This is a genomic window from Pseudidiomarina sediminum DSM 21906 (genome assembly GCF_000423165.1).
GTDB lineage: Bacteria > Pseudomonadota > Gammaproteobacteria > Enterobacterales > Alteromonadaceae > Pseudidiomarina > Pseudidiomarina sediminum.
The window spans coordinates 285,160-302,816 of sequence record NZ_KE383983.1 but is presented as its reverse complement, the minus strand read 5'-3'; the positions used below and the strand labels follow the sequence as shown (position 1 = coordinate 302,816).

Here is a 17,657-nt window from a genome sequence, read left to right as displayed (position 1 = left end):
ACATCCATTCACTAATACGCCACTATAACCTAGTCATCACGAAAAATGCCCATCACCTTACTTTTTAACGCACTGTATAAAAAATAGTTGCGATTTCAAAACACCTGTATATACTCACAGTATTACTGTATGGATAAACAGGTATTGATATGCGACCGTTAACACCTCGACAGCAAGAAATTTTAGATCTCATCAAAGAGACGATCGACGCCACTGGAATGCCGCCAACGCGTGCTGAAATCGCTCAGCGTTTAGGTTTTCGTTCTGCCAACTCAGCGGAAGAGCATTTAAAGGCGTTAGCTAAAAAAGGCGTGATCGAAATGCTGCCAGGAATGTCACGCGGTATTCGTCTCATTGGCGCGAACGATGAAGAGGCCTTCGCGGGCTTGCCTCTTATCGGTCAAGTCGCCGCAGGCGAACCCATTTTGGCGCAACAGCATATTGAAAGCCATTACCAAGTCGATCAAAACCTGTTTCGCCCGCACGCCGATTTTCTCTTACGCGTTAACGGCATGAGTATGAAAGATATTGGTATTTTAGACGGCGATTTACTAGCCGTGCATAAGACACACGAAGCGCGTAACGGTCAGATTATCGTTGCGCGTGTAGAAGATGATGTCACTGTGAAGCGCTTTGAGCGCAAAGGTAATGTCATTCTATTACACCCAGAAAATGAAGAATTCTCACCTATCCAAGTCGACTTGACTCAGCAGTACTTCACTATCGAAGGATTAGCGGTCGGCGTGATTCGAAATGGAGCGTGGTTATGAAATACAACTACCCACACGCAACGCGTGACCTCGTTGCAGAAGCTGTCGCCTTTTGCGATGACAGTACCCTCAACAATGATGACTTTTCACAAATGATGCCACGCATTCAATCGCTGGCACTGCGAACCACCCAGTGGGTGACCGTGATTGGCGGCTCTCGTGCGATTGTACAACAGCTCGTAGATGCTGGTGTCAGCCGAGGTAAAATTCGTTGGGTGGCCGGTCGTGATGCAGACCAACGCGAATGGGCGACTGAGCAAGCGCTCTTGGCAGGTACTTCAAGTGTCGTTTTAAGCTTTCTTGATCATTACTCATCACCACGCGTGCATCAGCGTTTTAAAATGGCAAGCAAAGTAAGCCAAACGCATAGCTTCGTTTTTCGGACTCCACCTTCTCAATCCCCACTCCACTAAAATTGAGAAGGTTCCCTGCAAGGCTGCTTCGGCAGCCTTTTTTTATGCCGCTCAAAAATTCTTCATTTAGCGGTGGCTTTTTCATCTACTCATGGTATTTTGATCGAGCAGCCTACTGCTAACACAATAAATAACAACAATTATTGATATAAAACAACAAAGGGTTAGTAGGGAAAGCGATTTTCTCCCCGGAAATGCTGTTCCTTTTTCTGCTCATCTCTTTGTTCTTCAGACACGCACTTCGGTGTACTCGCGGTAAAGTCCGCGTCGGAAGAATAAGAGGAGATGTCGCGTGAGTATTAAACTCATCACTGCGCTAATGGCCATGGCTCCCATGGCTGCTCAAGCTAGTTCTCAGTACAACCTTACACAAGGGGTTACTGATATTAGCCAACGCGTCTTTGACCTACACATGACAATTTTTTACATCTGTTGTGCAATCGGTCTTATCGTGTTTGGCGCGATGTTTTGGGCGGTGATCCACCACCGCAAGTCAAAAGGTAGCAAGCCTGCCAGTTTCCATGAAAACGTCAAAGTTGAAATTCTTTGGACGGTTATTCCATTTGTTATTCTTATCGGTATGGCGATTCCAGCCACATCGACCCTGATCGCAATGGAAGATACCTCTGAAGCTGACGTGACTGTGCTTGTCACAGGTTCACAATGGAAATGGCACTACAAATACCTTGAAAGTGACGTTGAATACTTCAGTTTACTCGCAACTCAACGCGAGCAAATTGAAAACAAACTTGAGAAAGGTGAGAACTACCTACTTGAAGTTGACCGTCCTTTAGTCATTCCCACCGGTAAAAAAGTTCGCTTCTTGATTACCTCTGATGATGTTATCCACTCCTGGTGGGTACCTGATTTCGCGGTTAAAAAAGACGCCAACCCAGGCTTTATCAATGAAGCATGGACGCAAGTGAATGAACCCGGAATCTACCGCGGCCAATGTGCCGAGCTTTGTGGTAAGGACCACGGTTATATGCCGGTTGTCGTTATTGCCAAATCACCTGCTGATTACGAAAGCTGGCTCGCTGAGCAAGAAGAAATCCAGCGTCAAGCCAAAGCAGAAGAACAACGCCTGCTCGCCATGTCGATGGAGATGGATGAGTTAATGGAGCTTGGCGAACGCGTCTATATTGGGAGCTGTGCCGCGTGCCACCAAGCCAATGGTGAAGGTATTCCAGGCGTCTTCCCTGGCTTGAAAGGCTCTGCCATGGTGACGAGTGATATGGACGCCCATATCGATATCGTCGTGAACGGCAAATCCGGAACCGCGATGCAAGCCTTTGGCAATCAGTTGAGCTTAAAAGAGTTGGCCGCAGTTATTACCTACGAGCGTAACGCTTGGGGGAATAACACTGGCGAAACAGTCCAAGCCGCTGACGTCAACGCGTTTATGAACCAATAAGGGAGACCTGACTATGAGCACAGTAGTTGGCGAGATGGATCAACACGATCATCACCACGCGCCGTCGGGGATTTCCCGTTGGCTATTCACGACGAACCATAAAGATATTGGCTCTATGTATCTTTGGTTCTCATTCATTATGTTTTTGGTTGGCGGTTCCATGGCAATGGTCATTCGGGCCGAGCTATTCCAACCGGGGTTGCAATTAGTTGACCCACACTTCTTCAACCAGATGACCACCGTCCATGGTCTGATCATGGTATTTGGTGCCGTAATGCCAGCCTTTACGGGCTTAGCGAACTGGATGATTCCGATGATGATTGGTGCGCCGGATATGGCGCTACCACGGATGAATAACTGGAGCTTTTGGATCTTACCCTTTGCCTTTGCGATTCTATTGGCGTCGCTATTTATGGAAGGGGGTGGTCCAGCATTTGGTTGGACGTTCTACGCGCCGTTATCGACAACCTATAGCAGCGACTCAACAGCATTGTTCGTGTTCTCCGTCCATATTATGGGGATTTCATCCATTATGGGTGCGATTAACGTGATAGTGACCATCATGAACATGCGCGCCCCAGGCATGAGTTATATGAAAATGCCGCTGTTTGTCTGGACTTGGTTTATCACGGCATTCCTGCTCATCGCCGTCATGCCAGTGCTAGCAGGCGCGGTGACTATGGTGTTGACCGATAAATATTTCGGGACCAGCTTCTTCGATGCCGCAGGTGGCGGTGACCCTGTGATGTTCCAGCATATCTTCTGGTTCTTTGGTCATCCCGAAGTGTACATCATGATTTTGCCCTCTTTCGGTATCATCTCCGCCATCATTCCAGCGTTTTCCCGCAAACGACTGTTTGGTTACGCCTCGATGGTATACGCCACCGCAGCCATTGCTGGCCTATCCTTCTTGGTTTGGGCGCACCATATGTTCACCACCGGCATGCCCGTCTTTGCCGAGCTGTTCTTTATGTACTGCACCATGCTGATCTCCATTCCTACCGGGGTGAAAGTATTCAACTGGGTTGCAACCATGTGGCGCGGTGCCATGACCTTTGAAACTCCGATGCTGTTTGCCTTGGCGTTTGTCATTTTATTCACCATTGGCGGTTTTTCGGGACTTATGCTGGCCATTACACCAATTGACTTCCAGTATCACGACACCTACTTCGTGGTTGCACATTTCCACTATGTGCTGGTGAGCGGTGCCATTTTCTCGATTATGGCTGCCGCATATTACTGGTTACCCAAATGGACCGGGCATATGTATGACGAAAAACTCGGCAAGCTACATTTCTGGGCTTCACTGATATCGGTCAACGTCTTGTTCTTCCCAATGCACTTCGCAGGTCTAGCTGGAATGCCACGCCGTATTCCAGATTACTCACTGGCCTTTGCCGACATTAACCAAATTGTCAGTATTGGTGGCTTTGCCTTTGGCTTGTCGCAACTGATCTTTTTGTGGGTCGTTATCAAGTGTGTGAAGGGTGGCGAGAAAGCCCCGGCCAAACCTTGGGAAGGTGCTGAGGGTCTAGAGTGGACCGTTCCGTCGCCGGCGCCTTATCACACCTTTGATACGCCACCTGAGGTGAAATAACATGTCTGAGCAACCAACCCGACCTGACAATACACGCATTGTGCGGCGACTCCTGTTGACCGTCATCGGCATGTTTGCCTTTGGGTTCGCTTTGGTCCCTCTCTATGATGTGTTTTGCGACATCACCGGATTCAATGGCCGCTTTACCGATGGGCAAGCGGCCGCGAATACACGCTCGGTGGATACCAGTCGTACCATTAATGTGCAATTTATTACCCGTGTGAATCAAGGCATGCCGTGGGACTTCGCGCCCGAGGTAACTTCGGTGCGGGTGCATCCTGGTGAAACGAAAGTGGTTAACTTCTTAGCCAAGAACCGTACCGGCAAAAATATGGTGGCCCAAGCGATTCCCTCGGTAGCACCGGGAGAAGCCTCACTTTACCTCAATAAAGTGGAGTGCTTTTGCTTCAATCAGCAACCCTTAGCGGCAGGCGATAACGTTGCCATGCCGATGCAGTTCTATCTTGACCCTGAGATCCCAGCTGATATTCACACAGTTACCCTGTCATACACGATGTACGACATGACAGAAAACGTTACACCTGACGCGTTGGCGGCACTTATGCCGACAACGAATTGAGGATTTTGTTATGGCAGAACAACACCATGAAAAATATTATGTGCCAGCCTCGAGTCCATGGCCGATTGTCGGCGCAATTGGACTAGGACTCATCGCCTTTGGTGCGGGCCATACGGTTATTGATATGAAAAATGAGGTCGATGGTTGGGGCGCGAATGTGCTTACCGGCGGCATCATTGTCATGCTCGTTATGCTGTTTGGTTGGTTTCGTGACCAGATCAATGAGTCTATGTCTGGGCTCTATAGCGCCCAACTTGGTCACTCGTACCGCCAGGGCATGGCTTGGTTTATCTTCTCTGAAATCATGTTTTTTGCGGCCTTCTTTGGCGCGCTTTTTTACGCCCGTGTTATTGCCGTTGAATGGCTCGGAGGCGCCAGCAACAATGCAATGACGAATGAGGTTTTATGGCCAGGTTTTGAGGCTATGTGGCCGCTGACACAAACGCCTGGGGGTACTGAAACCCAAGCCATGGGCTGGGCAGGTTTACCACTGTACAACACCTTGATCTTAATCACCTCTTCGTTTACCTGTCACTTCGCCCACGTAGGTCTTGAAAAAGGCAAACGCAAGCAACTGACCTTGTGGCTCGGCATTACCATTCTTCTTGGCTGTATTTTCTTGTACTTGCAAGGTGCTGAGTATGTGCACGCTTACGAAGAGCTCGGCCTTACCCTATCGTCTGGTGTCTATGGGAATACTTTTTACTTACTGACCGGATTTCACGGTGTCCACGTGACCTTAGGAACCTTGATGCTGATCATCATGTTCTTACGCATCTTGAAAGGTCACTTTACTCCCGAGCATCACTTTGCCTTCCAAGCGACCAGTTGGTATTGGCACTTTGTCGATGTGGTCTGGGTGTGCTTATTTATTTTTGTTTATGTTCTCTAGTGCAGAAGTTGGCCTTACTTGGGGTTCGCCCCTAGTAAGGCCGCTGGTTTGGCTCTAACACGCCAAATGCCAGCAATAAAATAATAATAACGAGCGCAAGGGCTGACACGCCTACGCGACGACCCAAATAACGGGTCATGGGTGGTTGGGTCGGATCGTTGCGCAACATAACAAGCAATGCGCGCATGAGATTAAAGACCATAAAAAACATGAGTAGTACCAGAATGATTTTAGCGGTAACAACCATTTGTCTGTCCTGTTGTGGTGAATGCTGATGCGTATCAGTACACTTCTTATTGTAGGTCTCACTGTGCTGACTATTGCTAGCTTGGTCAAGCTTGGATTTTGGCAGTTGGACCGCGCGGCCGAAAAGCAACAACTGTTTGATGACTTCGAGCACGCCATGCATAGCGCCGACAACGCTGACCTACTGACCTTACCGACCGACACTGCAAACCTTACTCGCTTTCAACCTGTACGTCTCACCGGCTCGTTTCACCCAACCTACTTACTACTCGACAACCAAATCTATCAAGGGCGCGTCGGTTATCAGGTTATCGGCCTACTTGAAAGCGCCGCAAGAAACACCCTACAACCCGTCAATTTGGGCTGGGTTGCAGCGGATTATGATCGCAACCAAGTTCCCCAAGTCCTGTTACCGCAAGGAAACATCGAGATTACCGGCTGGTGGTACCCGCCCAACCAAAAGGGAATTCAACTTGCGCAACAGCTTGTCGAGCCTTTTGACCAAGCATTCCGGATCCAAAAAGCTGAATTCGAGATACTCAGTACTGAATTTGAGCAACCTATTGCACCAGCAATGATTCTGCTCGCTGAAAGCGCAGACTTAGGCTGGCCGCGGCATTGGCAACCCGCTGTCATGCCACCAGAAAAACACCAAGCCTATGCCTTGCAATGGTTTTCACTTGCGCTTGCCGCTGTCATTGTGGTGTTCTTTGTACGACGTTCCCAAATAAAAACGAAAAAGAAGGAATGTGCATGAATGCAGTAAAAAAATCCCGCGCCACCTTGATTGGCGTTGTGTTGGCTTTTGCCCTCCCTGTTATTGGGGCTAAATTTGTGCTCGACCAAAGCTGGTATGAGGGCGCAGCCACCAATAAAGGCATTATGTTATCGCCCCCTATCACCCTTAGCGAAGCGAGCAATGCGACCCTTCCTGAAGGTTGGCATGTCGCCTTGATTGCTGATCAAGCGTGTGCGGAGAACTGCATGCAAGCGCTCTATGCCATGAATCAGCTGGATATCGCGCTCGGTAAAGAAAGTGACCGTGTCACACCGCTACTGCTCAGTAGCAGCCCGGTTAACATGGCGCTAGACCTAGTTCCAATGGTGCAGCCACTGCAAAATGCCAGCCTCGTGCGCGAGCTCGCAGCGCTACCTGCGCATCATTTATTCATTATTGACCCAATGGGCAACGTCATGCTGCATTACCCAAGCTACAGTGACGAAGCTACGATGCGTGCCAAAGCCAAAGAGTTGCTCTCTGACTTACGCACCTTGCTCAAACTTTCACGAATGGGGTGATCCATCATGCGAACCTTAGTGAACTTCAGTCTCGCCCTAGCTATTGTTGTGATTGTCTTAGGTGCCTACACCCGTCTCACCGATGCCGGGCTTGGCTGCCCTGATTGGCCCGGTTGCTATGGCCACCTCACCGTACCTACCGATGCTGACAAGGTGGCTCGAGCCCAGGCACTCTTTCCTGATACGCCGTTAGAACACCATAAAGCCTGGAATGAAATGGTGCACCGCTATGCGGCAGGAACCTTAGGGTTAATGATTTTGTTTATTGCCGTCACGGCGCTTGTGCGTCAGCGCAAACGCGCCGAAACACCGGTGAAATTGCCACTGTTACTGCTTGCACTGGTGATTTTTCAAGCTGCGCTTGGCATGTGGACGGTGACCTTAAACCTCCAGCCGCTTATCGTTATGGGCCATTTACTTGGTGGCTTTGCGACCTTATCGCTGTTGTACCTGCTCCGCCTGCGTCTAAAGCGAATGCACCTGCCAATGGGCGATAAACACGCCCACCGCTTCAGCAAATTGGCAGCTTTTACCTTAGTCGTCGTGATTGCCCAAATTGCGCTAGGCGGATGGGTCGCAGCCAACTACGCGGCACTCGCCTGCACAGAATTACCTATTTGCGAGGGGGACTGGAGCGCACGACTGGATGTGGCTGGAGCTTTTTCTGTGCCAGAAGCGGTCACCTACCAGTATGGGGCCCATGACTATGCCGAACGTATGACCATGCATGTCGCCCACCGCTTAGGCGCGGTCTTAACCCTATGCATTGCTGGCTGGTTATTGTTTAAGGGCTACCGGAATGCCCAATCGACGGTGATTCGCAGCAGTCTCAATTGGGTTGCGCTAGCACTACTGCTGCAAATCGCGTTAGGGTTAAGCAACGTGATCTTCATGCTCCCCTTAAGCGTTGCCGTCGCGCATAACCTTGTCGGAGCATTGCTATTACTTAGCCTTGTCGGTCTCAATTACAAAATCGGACGCTACGCATAACAACTCTAAAAGCGTCTAAGAGGATACTCGCTATGACAGAGATAACCTATAAAGCCTATTTTAACTGGCGTGACTACCTCGAGCTCACCAAGCCTCGCGTGGTGCTCCTTCTTCTACTTACCGCGCTCGTGGGACTTTGCTTAGCCAGCCCTACCTGGGTAGGCTGGCAGGTACTGGTACCGGCCATGATCGGTATTGGTTTGATGTCTGGCTCGGCTGCCGCGGTCAATCATTTGGTCGACCGCCATATCGATGCCCGTATGGCACGTACCCTGCGTCGCCCGCTGCCCTCAGGTGCGCTCTCTCCGCGACACGTTCTGGGCTTTGCAGCATTGATTGGCCTGCTCGGCTTTGCGGTGTTGGCAGTTTGGGTCAACATGCTTACCGCATGGCTGACCTTAGCAAGCCTCGTCGGCTACGCGGTGATTTATACCATGTACCTGAAACGTGCGACCCCGCAGAATATCGTCATTGGTGGACTGGCAGGTGCTGCACCGCCGTTACTCGGTTGGACCGCAGTGACCAACGACATTCACCCCCATGCGATTTTGCTGGTGATGATTGTCTTCACCTGGACACCACCACACTTCTGGGCACTGGCAGTGCATCGCGCAAAAGATTATGCCAAGGCTGAAATTCCAATGCTGCCGGTCACTCACGGCATTGAATTCACTAAGACCTGCATCTTGTTGTACACAATATTACTCGCGATCATTTGTTTGTTGCCCTATATTGTCGGCATGTCTGGTGTTATCTACCTGATTGGCTCAAGTATTCTGAGCATTTGGTTTCTCGGTTATGCATGGAAGCTTAAATTCGCTCCCGAAAAGCTCACAGCCTACCGTATGTTTAGCTTCTCCATCTGGCAGTTGATGGCCTTGTTTGTGCTATTGTTAGTGGACCATTATGTAGCAGCACCGACATTATCTTTCGGCAGTTAAATCGACATGAGGTAGTCAGGAAATGCAAAAGTTATTGGTTTCGGTAGTAGCCTTAATTGCTCTCGTCGCCGGGGTGGTCATATACAACAGTTTGCCACAACCCCAGCCGCAAGCCTTAGTCTACGACCCACCTCGAGTGATGGAGCCTTTCTCATTGCAAGGACATCATGGCAGCGCGATCAGCAATGCCGATCTCGAAGGCCAATGGACTCTACTTTTCACCGGCTACACTTCGTGTCCTGATATCTGTCCAACCACCATGGCCGATCTCAAAAAAGCAATGCCGCGTCTCAACGCGAAAGCTGAAGCGCCAGTGAAGGTTTGGATGATCAGTGTTGATCCCAAGCGCGATAGTTTAGATAAGTTGGCGCAATATAACGGCTATTTTGGTCCGGAATTCTTAGGCGTGCGGGCCGAACACGAGCAGCTTTATCCCTTTGTAAACGGCTTAGGCTTGATGTATTCCATTCCTGCTCCTGACCAAATGGATTACTTGGTGAATCACAGCTCAGCGATTGTGCTGGTCAACCCACAAGGTCAACGCCACGCTATTTTCAAAGCCAGCCATACCCCTGGAAAAATTCCGACAGTGGATATGGAGCAACTCATCACTGACTTCCGTTTGATCGTCAGAGATTATCGTTAATCAGGCCAACGCCCTGCTGCGTCAGGGCGTACTAACGGCACCGAATACCAATAAAAGCGCCCCTGCAACTGTTTGCTTGGCGCCGTGCAATTCACCCGCGAGCGCCCCACCGGCAAACCATCAATACTTAGCGTGAGTCGCTCACCATCAAGCTCTGGTTGCAAGCGTTCTCCTTGATAGAAACAGCCAAGCTGTTGCCACTGTACATCGTCACTAGGCTCAACCTGTAACTCAATCGTCAGACGCTCTGTATCGCTTGACTGCACCATGCTGGTCGGTGCGACACGACGCGCTGGTAAGGCCAAACTCAGCAACTTGGTCTTAAGTGTTGTTAGGTTTGCATAATGGCCTGACGCTGGAAAGCGCGGAATTTCCGTCTGCGGAACGTAACGACTCCAAGGCCCACTGTGCTGACCAAAGGCAAGGTAGCCAAGCTCTTTAAGCAACGCCGCAAGCTCGGGATTGTACTCGCCAAACGGGTACGCAAAGTATTTTGCTTGTGCGCTACCCAACTCGGCATCAATTTTTGCTTGCGCCTGCACGATGGCTTGCTGTTGTCTTGCCAACCATTGCGTCTCGGTTTCACCTTCTTCGCGCCACGTCATATGGGCATGGTACTCGGAATGATTGGCGATGGTCGCTCCGAACTCCGTTAACGCGTTCAATTGTTGCCATGACATATAGAGTCGCGGCGTTTCTTCCATAAGGTGTGGATTCACAAAAATCGTAAACGGATAGCGATACTTCTCAAACACCGCACGGCCATTGCTGTAGATGTTTCGCCAACTATCGTCAAAAGTAATGGCAACGGTTTTATCCGGCACCTTATCTTGCGCCACCAATTGCTGGGCGTCGGCAAGTGACACCACGTTAAAGTCATTTTCTTGCAAGAAAGCGAAGTGTGCTTCAAGCTCCTGCGCTGTCACCGAAGTCACCCGCGGTGTATCATCTCCCACATGATGGTATTGCAACACCACCACACCGTGCTGCGCCGCATACGAAATCACAGGGAATAAGATGAGCAGTAAGCCAAACAACCGGAATATCGCCACACTAAACCTCCATTCTTTTTGGGGGAGCTGGCCCGCGCATCGCCGCATTATTGCCATTGCTATCCCTATGATTATTTCCAACATTGCAGCGCCCTTATTGGGGCTGGTCGATACCGCGATCATAGGGCATCTCGACGATTCAATCTACCTTAGCGCAGTAGCCCTTGGGGCCATGGTCGTCAGCTTTATTTATCTGCTAGCGATTTTTTTGCGGATGACCACCACTGGTGAAATCGCCCGAGCTTACGGCCGTGAAAAACCAGCAGAACAGCTTCAAATTGCCTTACACGCACTGACGTTTGCCGTGGCCGTCGGCGTACTGCTCTTGCTGCTGCGCCCCTGGTTACTTGAGCTCGCTTGGTGGCTTATTGAGCCTTCGCCAGAGCTTCGCGGTTACGCCACATCTTACATCAGCATTCGGCTCTGGGCCGCGCCAGCAGCATTGATTAACCTCGTCGTGTTAGGTGTTTTATTGGGACGGCAACAAAGTCGTCAAGCGATGTTCTTGGTGATCTTTACCAATGCCGTTAACGTGGTTGCAGATATTTTTCTCGTCATTGGCCTCCAGTTGAATGTGGTTGGTGCCGCCTGGGCGTCGGTCAGCGCCGAGATCGCTACTGCCATTTTAGGCCTGTACTTTTTGCGCCACACCCTACAACTGCAACAAGCATGGCACCTCCAACTCAGCTACTTTAAGCGCTTTCTTAGCATGAATCGCGATGTGTTTTTACGCTCGCTCATTCTGCAGCTCTGCATGGCAAGCATGACCGGTTACGCCGCACGCTTTGGCGAGATTTACGTGGCCGTTAATGCCGTACTGATGCAGTTTCTCATGCTTATTTCGTTGGGTCTTGATGGTATTGCCTATGCTGTGGAGGCCTTAGCTGGCGCAGCGGTAGGCCGTCAGCGACGCGACGAAGTGCGCTATTGGTTACGCTTAACGTTGTTTTGGTCCTGTGGTTTTGCGCTCATCTACAGTACGGTCTTTTTACTTGCCGGGCACCAGATCATTCGCCTCTTAACCGACCTTCCCGATGTCATTCAAACCGCGCTACTGTTCTTGCCGTGGATCTATGCCTTACCACTCATAGCCCACTGGAGTTACTACTTTGATGGTGTCTTTATCGGCTTGGGCTATACGCGCGCAATGCGCGATACTATGGCAATCAGCGCAGTTGGCGTATTTTTGCCGTTATGGTGGCTTGGTCAACAGTGGTTCACAAACACAAACGCCAACCACGGGCTGTGGTTGGCGTTAACTGGTTTTCTACTCGCCCGCGGCGTGAGTCAAAGTCTCTACTTACTGTACCGGCGCTAAGTCGTCGAGCAAGATTAACTGCGGCAATAAACCACCGCCGGTGGCATCGACCGCAGCAGCACTGTAGATACCGCCGCCCTCAAGAGTTAGCGTGATCGGCCCAATTGCCGCGTTTTTGGTTCCGGTTGGAGTTACAGTCACCACATAGTCACCCGGTACCAACGACACGTAACCTGTCGAAACCAACGCACTGGCATCAAACGGAACATTGCTAAAGACAGGGTCAGCGTCCGCGATCGCATCAGTTTCCGTCACATAAATATCAACGTTGCCGGCACTCGGTGAGGCATGCACTAATTGCAATTGCGCTTCGGTCGCAATACGGCGCTGCATATCACTCACTGCAGCCAAAGTTAGACTACCATCACCTAATGCACCTACGGCATATACGCTGAGCTTATCACTGGTCGCCAACGACAACGGAATGTCATCAAGCACCAGCGGGTCACCGCCCTCGGCAGCAACATCAACCAGATAATCACCCGTGGCTAAGCTCACAAAACCTGTCGCTGCTAGAAATGGTAAATTGGCAATAGCTGGCGTTGCCGCGTTATTCAATGTCACATCGACTGCTGGCGCATCGGCGCTGGCATGAACAACACGGATCTCAGCACCGGCATTGACGTCAGGCACTAGCATTGCGCCTTCTCCATCAGCCACCTGCAACATCACTGGCGCGTTACCGGTCATCGTATTGGTCACTGCAGCGACGACTAAATCTGCCCCAGCTGCAAGTTCCAACGAACCACTGTCGTAAACCACAGTCGCTGGTTCGCCAGCAACGGTGATGCGTACTTGATAATCACCCGCGGCAACTTCGACTTGCCCAGAGTTATCGGTGAAGGCCAAGGTCGTTAACGCCGACGCTGCGGTAAGATCGGCGCCAGGTTCGGTCACATAAATATCTACCGGTGGCGCATCTGGTGCAGCATGCACAACTTCAACCCGCGCATTGCCTTCGGTAACAGCGGTCACTTCATTAGCAAAAATAAGTGGCGCGATGGTTGCGTCGCCAACTTTACCTACCGCAAACACCTCGTAACGCATGTCATCGTCAAGCTCAACATCGGCAGGACCAATGACCGTCGCGGTCGACATATCGGCTAAAATGCCATCAACTTGAATACTGTAAGTGCCTTCATCCAACTCAAGCACTGCTGAAGAAGCGCCATACGGCACACTTTCAAGCGCTACATTGCCGTCAACCAGCACATTAACATCAGGGGCATCGGCAACACTGTGATGCACCCGAACGTAGGTCGAATCGGGTGCTGGTGGTGGGGTTACAACAGACTCTGAATTATCATCATCGCTGTCACATGCGGCTAGCATGAGCACAGCTAAAACAGGTATACTGCATTTCGTGATCCCATTCATGGTTTGTTCCTCGTTGTGTTATATGCAAATTCCACATACGAAGATAAATAATGTCTGGGATCACAATTTTAGTAGTAAGAGTGCTCGCCGCGTTGGTGCTCAGTCACGTCTTTAACGCCTTTTAGCTCACCATCAAAACGCTCAAGCAATTGTTTTTCAATGCCTTCTTTCAGCGTGACGTCAACCATACTACAACCGTTACAGCCACCACCGAATTGCAAAATAGCAAAACCGTCGTCAGTGATTTCTGTCACCGATACGCGACCGCCGTGGTTGGCGAGCTGCGGGTTCACTTCAGCTTGAATCACGTATTCGACGCGCTCAATTAACGGCGCATCATCCGCCACTTTTCGTGCTTTCGCATTCGGTGCTTTCAAGGTTAACTGTGAGCCAAGGTCCTGCTCTTCAAAATCAATCACGGCATCTTTCAAAAATGGGGCGCTGCCAGAATCGACCACGGCGTCAAAACCCGAGAAAGGTAGAATTTCATCATCAGCTTCTACGGAATCAGGTGGACAATACGAAACGCCACACTCCGCTGTCGGTGTTCCCGGATTGACCACGAAAACACGAATATTGGTGTTGTCCGGTTGCTCGGCAAGCAATTTACGAAAATGTGCCTGTGCGTTCTCTGTAATACGAATCATGAGCTTACCACCTTACTAATCTACTGAAGCTATACTTGAGCAATTTACTAGGGTATATCTTATCGCAAAAATCCTGCATTGCATAGTAACCCGCTTGGGGCTTTGCCTAGCATTTGTTAGCTTATACCGACGTTTCAATTGCTTAGGATCCAACTATGCGTTTTCTCAAGATGTTCGCAGCCGCAGTGCTGTTGGTATCTTTTAGTGCTCAAAGCACAACTTTAAAAGATTACCTGCCCGATGATGTCACCTATGACCCTGAAATCCCAACACCAAAAGAGATTTTAGGTTATGAAGTAGGTGAGTGGCATGTACGCCATGATCAACTTGTCCGTTACATGGAAGTACTTGCTGAAAAAAGCGACCGTTTTCACCTTGAATACACCGGCCGTACCCACCAGCAACGTCCGTTATTGTTGATCACTGTGACCTCACCAGAGAATCACCAGAACATCGATACCTTGCGTGACGAACATTTGGCGATTGCCGATCCAAGCCGTAACGGTGACCCTGAAACTGCACCGCTGGTACTCTACATGGGTTACAGCATCCATGGTGATGAGGCAAGCGGTAGTAACTCAGCATTGTTGTACGCGTATTACCTTGCCGCTGCACAAGGCGAGAAAATTGAGGCGGTATTGCGCGACAGCATTATCCTCCTCGATCCTAGCTTTAACCCCGATGGCCTTGCTCGCTTTGCGCTGTGGGTTAACCAGCACAAGAGCCAAAACATCGTGTCAGATGACCAGCACCGTGAGCACGTTCAAGGTACACCTCGCGGTCGGGTCAACCACTACTGGTTTGACTTAAACCGTGACTGGTTGTTACTGCAACACCCAGAATCTCGTGCGCGCATCGCCAACTTCCAAAAGTGGAAGCCAAACGTACTCACCGATTTCCATGAAATGGGATCAAACAGCACCTTCTTCTTCCAACCAGGTATTCCGACCCGTCGTAACCCTGAAACCCCAGAAGAAAACGTTACCCTGACCGCCAAATTGGCAGCAGGTCACGCAGCTGCCCTTGATGAAGAGGGTCGTTTGTATTTCACTGAAGAGTCCTTCGATGACTTTTACGTAGGTAAAGGTTCAACCTACCCTGATGTACAAGGTGCAATTGGCATTTTGTTTGAGCAGGGCTCGAGCCGCGGCCATGCGCACGATTCGATCAACGGTGTGGTTGAGTTCCCGTTCACTATCGAGAACCAGTTCATTACCTCGCTAACCACCATGTACGGTGCTCACGCGCACAAGTCATCGTTCCTCGACTATCAGCAGCGCTTCTTCAAAGACGCACTAGAACAGGCCGATGATGCTGACTTCCGCGGTTATGTCTTCGGTGATGCCACCGACCCAGGTCGCGTCGAAGGTATGCTGGAGATCCTTTCACAACATGGCGTGAAAGTTTACCCAATCACCAAAGACATCGAAGAAAATGACGTCGTCTACCGTGCCGGCAGCAGCTACTATGTGCCGCTTGCGCAGCCACAGTACCGTTTGATTCGTCAAATCTTCACGACGCAGAAGAGCTTCCGTGACAACACCTTCTACGATGTATCAGGTTGGACGTTGCCACTCGCCTTTAACGTCAACTTCAGCGCAACCGACAGCCGTGTTCGCCACAGCGACCAGGTTTGGCAAGCAGTACAAGCGCCTGCGCAAAGCCTTAGTAGCGACGCTTATGCGTATGGCTTCGATTGGCACCACTACTTTGCACCACGTACCTTACAGCAGCTCTCGAAAGCAGGTGTACATGTACGCCAAGCACAGCTCGGTTTTACCGCAAAAACCAGCGACGGCGAACATGCGTTTGCACCAGGCGCAGTGATTGTTCCTCGTGCCTATCAAACGAAACCATGGGCTGAGGTACAAGCGCTCGTAGCGCAGGCCATGGCTGACAATGGCGTGACCGTGCATAGCATTACCACTGGTTTAACACCAAAAGGGATGGATCTGGGTAGCCGTAACTTACCGCCGGTTGATCCTGTTAGCGTAATGATGTTGGTCGGTCATGGTGCCAACATGTATGAAAATGGTGAAGCATGGTATTACCTTGATCGCCACGTTGGTATCCCTGTGTCCTTGGTTGACACCGACCGCTTTGGTCGCAGTGATTTGCAGCGCTACACCCACATCATTTTAGTCGATGGTAGCTACAGCAACCTTAGCGAGCAGCATGTCAAACGCCTCCGCGAATGGGTCGCCAATGGCGGTACTATTATCGGTCAACAAGGTGGGGCGAAATGGCTTGCTAAGCAAGGTATCTTGGCGGCCAACTTTGTCGACAGCAAAGCTTTTGACGAAAAATTTGAAACCGCAGAGCTAAGCTACGCAGACCGTGATAGTTACTATGGCCAGCGCCGTGTTGCCGGTGCCATCTTCGGTGCTGATTTGGATCTGAGCCACCCGCTCGCCTTTGGTTTCCCGCGCACAAAACTGCCGTTATTTAAAGACAGCTTAAATGCCATGGAAGTACCGAACGCACCATTCATTACGGTAGCTCGCTATCAAGAAGATCCGCTGCTAAGCGGCTATGCTGCGAAGCAAAACCGTGAAGTTATCGGCAATAAAGCAGCCATCGTTGCCCACCGTCTCGGCAGTGGTCGTGTGATTGCCTTTGCTGATGACGTGAACTTCCGAGCGTATTTCTGGGGCACGGCCAAACTGCTCAGCAACGCGATTTTCTTAGCGCCTGCAGTCAACGCCTTCCCGAAAAGTGCGGAAGACGCTGCCGCGGCAAACGCTGAAGCAGCTGAAGAAAACCACTAGGCCTCACCTAGTTGATGCGGTTCGGTGTAGCATAACGTCCACACATCAACCGCTCTTGCACCGCGTCGCCGCATTGCAGCGGCGGCCGCGGTCACTGACGCGCCGCTCGTCAACACATCATCGACGAGCGCCACGCGCAGACCTTTCATATCTCGCGTACAATGAAACGCCTGTTGCATCCTCTGCCAACGCTGCTGTCGATTCAATTGATGTTGCTGCTCTTCGTCGCGTAAGCGTCGCAGCAAACCAACGGCGTAAGGTAACTGCACCTGCTTAGCCACCTGTTCTGCCAACAACCCAGCTTGATTAAATCCGCGTTTACGCCAGCGCCGCCGTGTCATTGGCATCGCCACCACCACATCAGGCCAACGTGCTTGATACTTTTGATAACAGGCCATCACCTGAGCGCTGAGCAACGGCGCTAACCAACGCGCCAATTCAGGCCGTCGCTGAAATTTGTAGCTATACACCAGTTGCCGACTCATCGAGCGCCACGCCAGCGCAGCAAACCAATAGCGTGTATGTGGCAAGGCTCGCGAGGCACCGCGCCAGTGTAAACATGATGGCGGCAAGCGTGGTAAGTCACGAAAGCACGCGCGACAAAAGCCATGTTGCTCACTCGCGAATAGCGGCATTAAACAACACCAACAACAGCCACCTGACAGCTTGGCAAAAGCCCCTTCCATGGTTACCATTACACACTCCAA

The 17,657-nt window shown here is 50.7% G+C and carries 18 protein-coding genes; 13 read left to right on the top strand and 5 right to left on the bottom strand.

The features are described 5' to 3' along the window. Positions 1-149 precede the first annotated feature (149 nt). From lexA to G535_RS0106680, 6 genes are all read left to right on the top strand, one after another. On the top strand, positions 150-770 hold the full coding sequence (gene lexA / locus G535_RS0106705; RefSeq protein WP_026861360.1) for a transcriptional repressor LexA: 621 nt from the start codon (positions 150-152) through the stop codon (positions 768-770). Next, positions 767-1,183, top strand: a complete 417-nt coding sequence (locus G535_RS13110) for a hypothetical protein (RefSeq protein WP_051207002.1) — start codon at positions 767-769, stop codon at positions 1,181-1,183. The genes lexA and G535_RS13110 overlap by 4 nt, the downstream gene beginning before the upstream one ends. 319 nt (positions 1,184-1,502) lie before the next feature. Then, positions 1,503-2,597: a cytochrome c oxidase subunit II gene (gene coxB / locus G535_RS0106695; protein WP_198678981.1), complete on the top strand. Its 1,095-nt coding sequence runs from the start codon at positions 1,503-1,505 to the stop codon at positions 2,595-2,597. Between the two features lie 13 nt (positions 2,598-2,610). After that, on the top strand, positions 2,611-4,194 hold the full coding sequence (gene ctaD / locus G535_RS0106690) for a cytochrome c oxidase subunit I (protein ID WP_026861358.1): 1,584 nt from the start codon (positions 2,611-2,613) through the stop codon (positions 4,192-4,194). 1 nt (position 4,195) lies between these two features. Then, complete coding sequence (locus tag G535_RS0106685; RefSeq protein ID WP_026861357.1) at positions 4,196-4,774, top strand: cytochrome c oxidase assembly protein; 579 nt, start codon at positions 4,196-4,198, stop codon at positions 4,772-4,774. A 10-nt stretch (positions 4,775-4,784) separates the two neighbouring features. Beyond that, positions 4,785-5,666, top strand: coding sequence for a cytochrome c oxidase subunit 3 (locus G535_RS0106680; RefSeq protein WP_026861356.1), 882 nt, complete (start codon positions 4,785-4,787; stop codon positions 5,664-5,666). 31 nt (positions 5,667-5,697) lie between these two features. On the opposite strand, the gene G535_RS0106675 is transcribed toward G535_RS0106680, so the two are convergent. Then, on the bottom strand, positions 5,698-5,913 hold the full coding sequence (locus G535_RS0106675; protein ID WP_026861355.1) for a DUF2909 domain-containing protein: 216 nt from the start codon (positions 5,911-5,913) through the stop codon (positions 5,698-5,700). Positions 5,914-5,976: 63 nt separating this feature from the next. Between G535_RS0106675 and G535_RS0106670 the strand changes: the two genes are divergently transcribed. From G535_RS0106670 to G535_RS0106650, 5 genes are read left to right on the top strand one after another with little or no spacing between them, the layout of a single operon-like run. After that, positions 5,977-6,669 carry an SURF1 family protein gene (locus tag G535_RS0106670; RefSeq protein ID WP_157981191.1) on the top strand — a complete coding sequence of 231 codons (693 nt, stop codon included), beginning with the start codon at positions 5,977-5,979 and terminating at the stop codon, positions 6,667-6,669. Then, positions 6,666-7,211 (top strand): hypothetical protein, encoded by a 546-nt coding sequence (locus G535_RS0106665; RefSeq protein ID WP_026861353.1) that lies wholly within the window; start codon positions 6,666-6,668, stop codon positions 7,209-7,211. The genes G535_RS0106670 and G535_RS0106665 overlap by 4 nt, the downstream gene beginning before the upstream one ends. Before the next feature lie 6 nt (positions 7,212-7,217). Beyond that, the gene (locus tag G535_RS0106660) at positions 7,218-8,201 is read left to right on the top strand and encodes a COX15/CtaA family protein (protein ID WP_026861352.1); all 984 of its coding nucleotides are present in this window, start codon (positions 7,218-7,220) and stop codon (positions 8,199-8,201) included. Between the two features lie 32 nt (positions 8,202-8,233). Continuing rightward, entirely contained in the window at positions 8,234-9,142 is a 909-nt protein-coding gene (cyoE, locus tag G535_RS0106655; RefSeq protein ID WP_026861351.1) for a heme o synthase, read from the top strand. Positions 9,143-9,164: 22 nt separating this feature from the next. Next, positions 9,165-9,788 carry an SCO family protein gene (locus G535_RS0106650; RefSeq protein ID WP_026861350.1) on the top strand — a complete coding sequence of 208 codons (624 nt, stop codon included), beginning with the start codon at positions 9,165-9,167 and terminating at the stop codon, positions 9,786-9,788. Here the strand turns inward: G535_RS0106650 and G535_RS0106645 are convergent. Beyond that, the gene (locus G535_RS0106645; RefSeq protein WP_157981192.1) at positions 9,785-10,840 is read right to left on the bottom strand and encodes a polysaccharide deacetylase family protein; all 1,056 of its coding nucleotides are present in this window, start codon (positions 10,838-10,840) and stop codon (positions 9,785-9,787) included. The two genes, G535_RS0106650 and G535_RS0106645, sit on opposite strands and share 4 nt — an antisense overlap. On the opposite strand from G535_RS0106645, the gene G535_RS0106640 reads away from it, so the two are divergent. Continuing rightward, a complete protein-coding gene (locus G535_RS0106640) occupies positions 10,806-12,158 on the top strand; it encodes an MATE family efflux transporter (RefSeq protein WP_051207001.1) in 1,353 nt (450 codons plus the stop codon). The two genes, G535_RS0106645 and G535_RS0106640, sit on opposite strands and share 35 nt — an antisense overlap. On the opposite strand, the gene G535_RS0106635 is transcribed toward G535_RS0106640, so the two are convergent. Then, positions 12,141-13,535, bottom strand: coding sequence for a DUF4397 domain-containing protein (locus G535_RS0106635; RefSeq protein WP_026861347.1), 1,395 nt, complete (start codon positions 13,533-13,535; stop codon positions 12,141-12,143). The genes G535_RS0106640 and G535_RS0106635 overlap by 18 nt on opposite strands. A gap of 68 nt (positions 13,536-13,603) precedes the next feature. Further along, positions 13,604-14,182, bottom strand: a complete 579-nt coding sequence (gene nfuA, locus G535_RS0106630; protein ID WP_026861346.1) for a Fe-S biogenesis protein NfuA — start codon at positions 14,180-14,182, stop codon at positions 13,604-13,606. A gap of 155 nt (positions 14,183-14,337) precedes the next feature. Between nfuA and G535_RS0106625 the strand changes: the two genes are divergently transcribed. Then, positions 14,338-16,950, top strand: a complete 2,613-nt coding sequence (locus G535_RS0106625) for a M14 family zinc carboxypeptidase (protein WP_026861345.1) — start codon at positions 14,338-14,340, stop codon at positions 16,948-16,950. Here G535_RS0106625 and G535_RS13105 read toward each other — a convergent pair. Further along, positions 16,947-17,645, bottom strand: a complete 699-nt coding sequence (locus tag G535_RS13105) for a ComF family protein (protein ID WP_051207000.1) — start codon at positions 17,643-17,645, stop codon at positions 16,947-16,949. The two genes, G535_RS0106625 and G535_RS13105, sit on opposite strands and share 4 nt — an antisense overlap. Between the last annotated feature and the right edge of the window lie 12 nt (positions 17,646-17,657).

Coding starts and splice junctions, on each gene's coding strand:
- lexA (WP_026861360.1), top strand. CDS start 150: ATGCGACCGTTAACACCTCGACAGCAAGAAATTTTAGATCTCATCAAA.
- G535_RS13110 (WP_051207002.1), top strand. CDS start 767: ATGAAATACAACTACCCACACGCAACGCGTGACCTCGTTGCAGAAGCT.
- coxB (WP_198678981.1), top strand. CDS start 1,503: ATGGCCATGGCTCCCATGGCTGCTCAAGCTAGTTCTCAGTACAACCTT.
- ctaD (WP_026861358.1), top strand. CDS start 2,611: ATGAGCACAGTAGTTGGCGAGATGGATCAACACGATCATCACCACGCG.
- G535_RS0106685 (WP_026861357.1), top strand. CDS start 4,196: ATGTCTGAGCAACCAACCCGACCTGACAATACACGCATTGTGCGGCGA.
- G535_RS0106680 (WP_026861356.1), top strand. CDS start 4,785: ATGGCAGAACAACACCATGAAAAATATTATGTGCCAGCCTCGAGTCCA.
- G535_RS0106675 (WP_026861355.1), bottom strand. CDS start 5,913: ATGGTTGTTACCGCTAAAATCATTCTGGTACTACTCATGTTTTTTATG.
- G535_RS0106665 (WP_026861353.1), top strand. CDS start 6,666: ATGAATGCAGTAAAAAAATCCCGCGCCACCTTGATTGGCGTTGTGTTG.
- G535_RS0106660 (WP_026861352.1), top strand. CDS start 7,218: ATGCGAACCTTAGTGAACTTCAGTCTCGCCCTAGCTATTGTTGTGATT.
- cyoE (WP_026861351.1), top strand. CDS start 8,234: ATGACAGAGATAACCTATAAAGCCTATTTTAACTGGCGTGACTACCTC.
- G535_RS0106650 (WP_026861350.1), top strand. CDS start 9,165: ATGCAAAAGTTATTGGTTTCGGTAGTAGCCTTAATTGCTCTCGTCGCC.
- G535_RS0106640 (WP_051207001.1), top strand. CDS start 10,806: ATGAGCAGTAAGCCAAACAACCGGAATATCGCCACACTAAACCTCCAT.
- G535_RS0106635 (WP_026861347.1), bottom strand. CDS start 13,535: ATGAATGGGATCACGAAATGCAGTATACCTGTTTTAGCTGTGCTCATG.
- nfuA (WP_026861346.1), bottom strand. CDS start 14,182: ATGATTCGTATTACAGAGAACGCACAGGCACATTTTCGTAAATTGCTT.
- G535_RS0106625 (WP_026861345.1), top strand. CDS start 14,338: ATGCGTTTTCTCAAGATGTTCGCAGCCGCAGTGCTGTTGGTATCTTTT.
- G535_RS13105 (WP_051207000.1), bottom strand. CDS start 17,645: ATGGTAACCATGGAAGGGGCTTTTGCCAAGCTGTCAGGTGGCTGTTGT.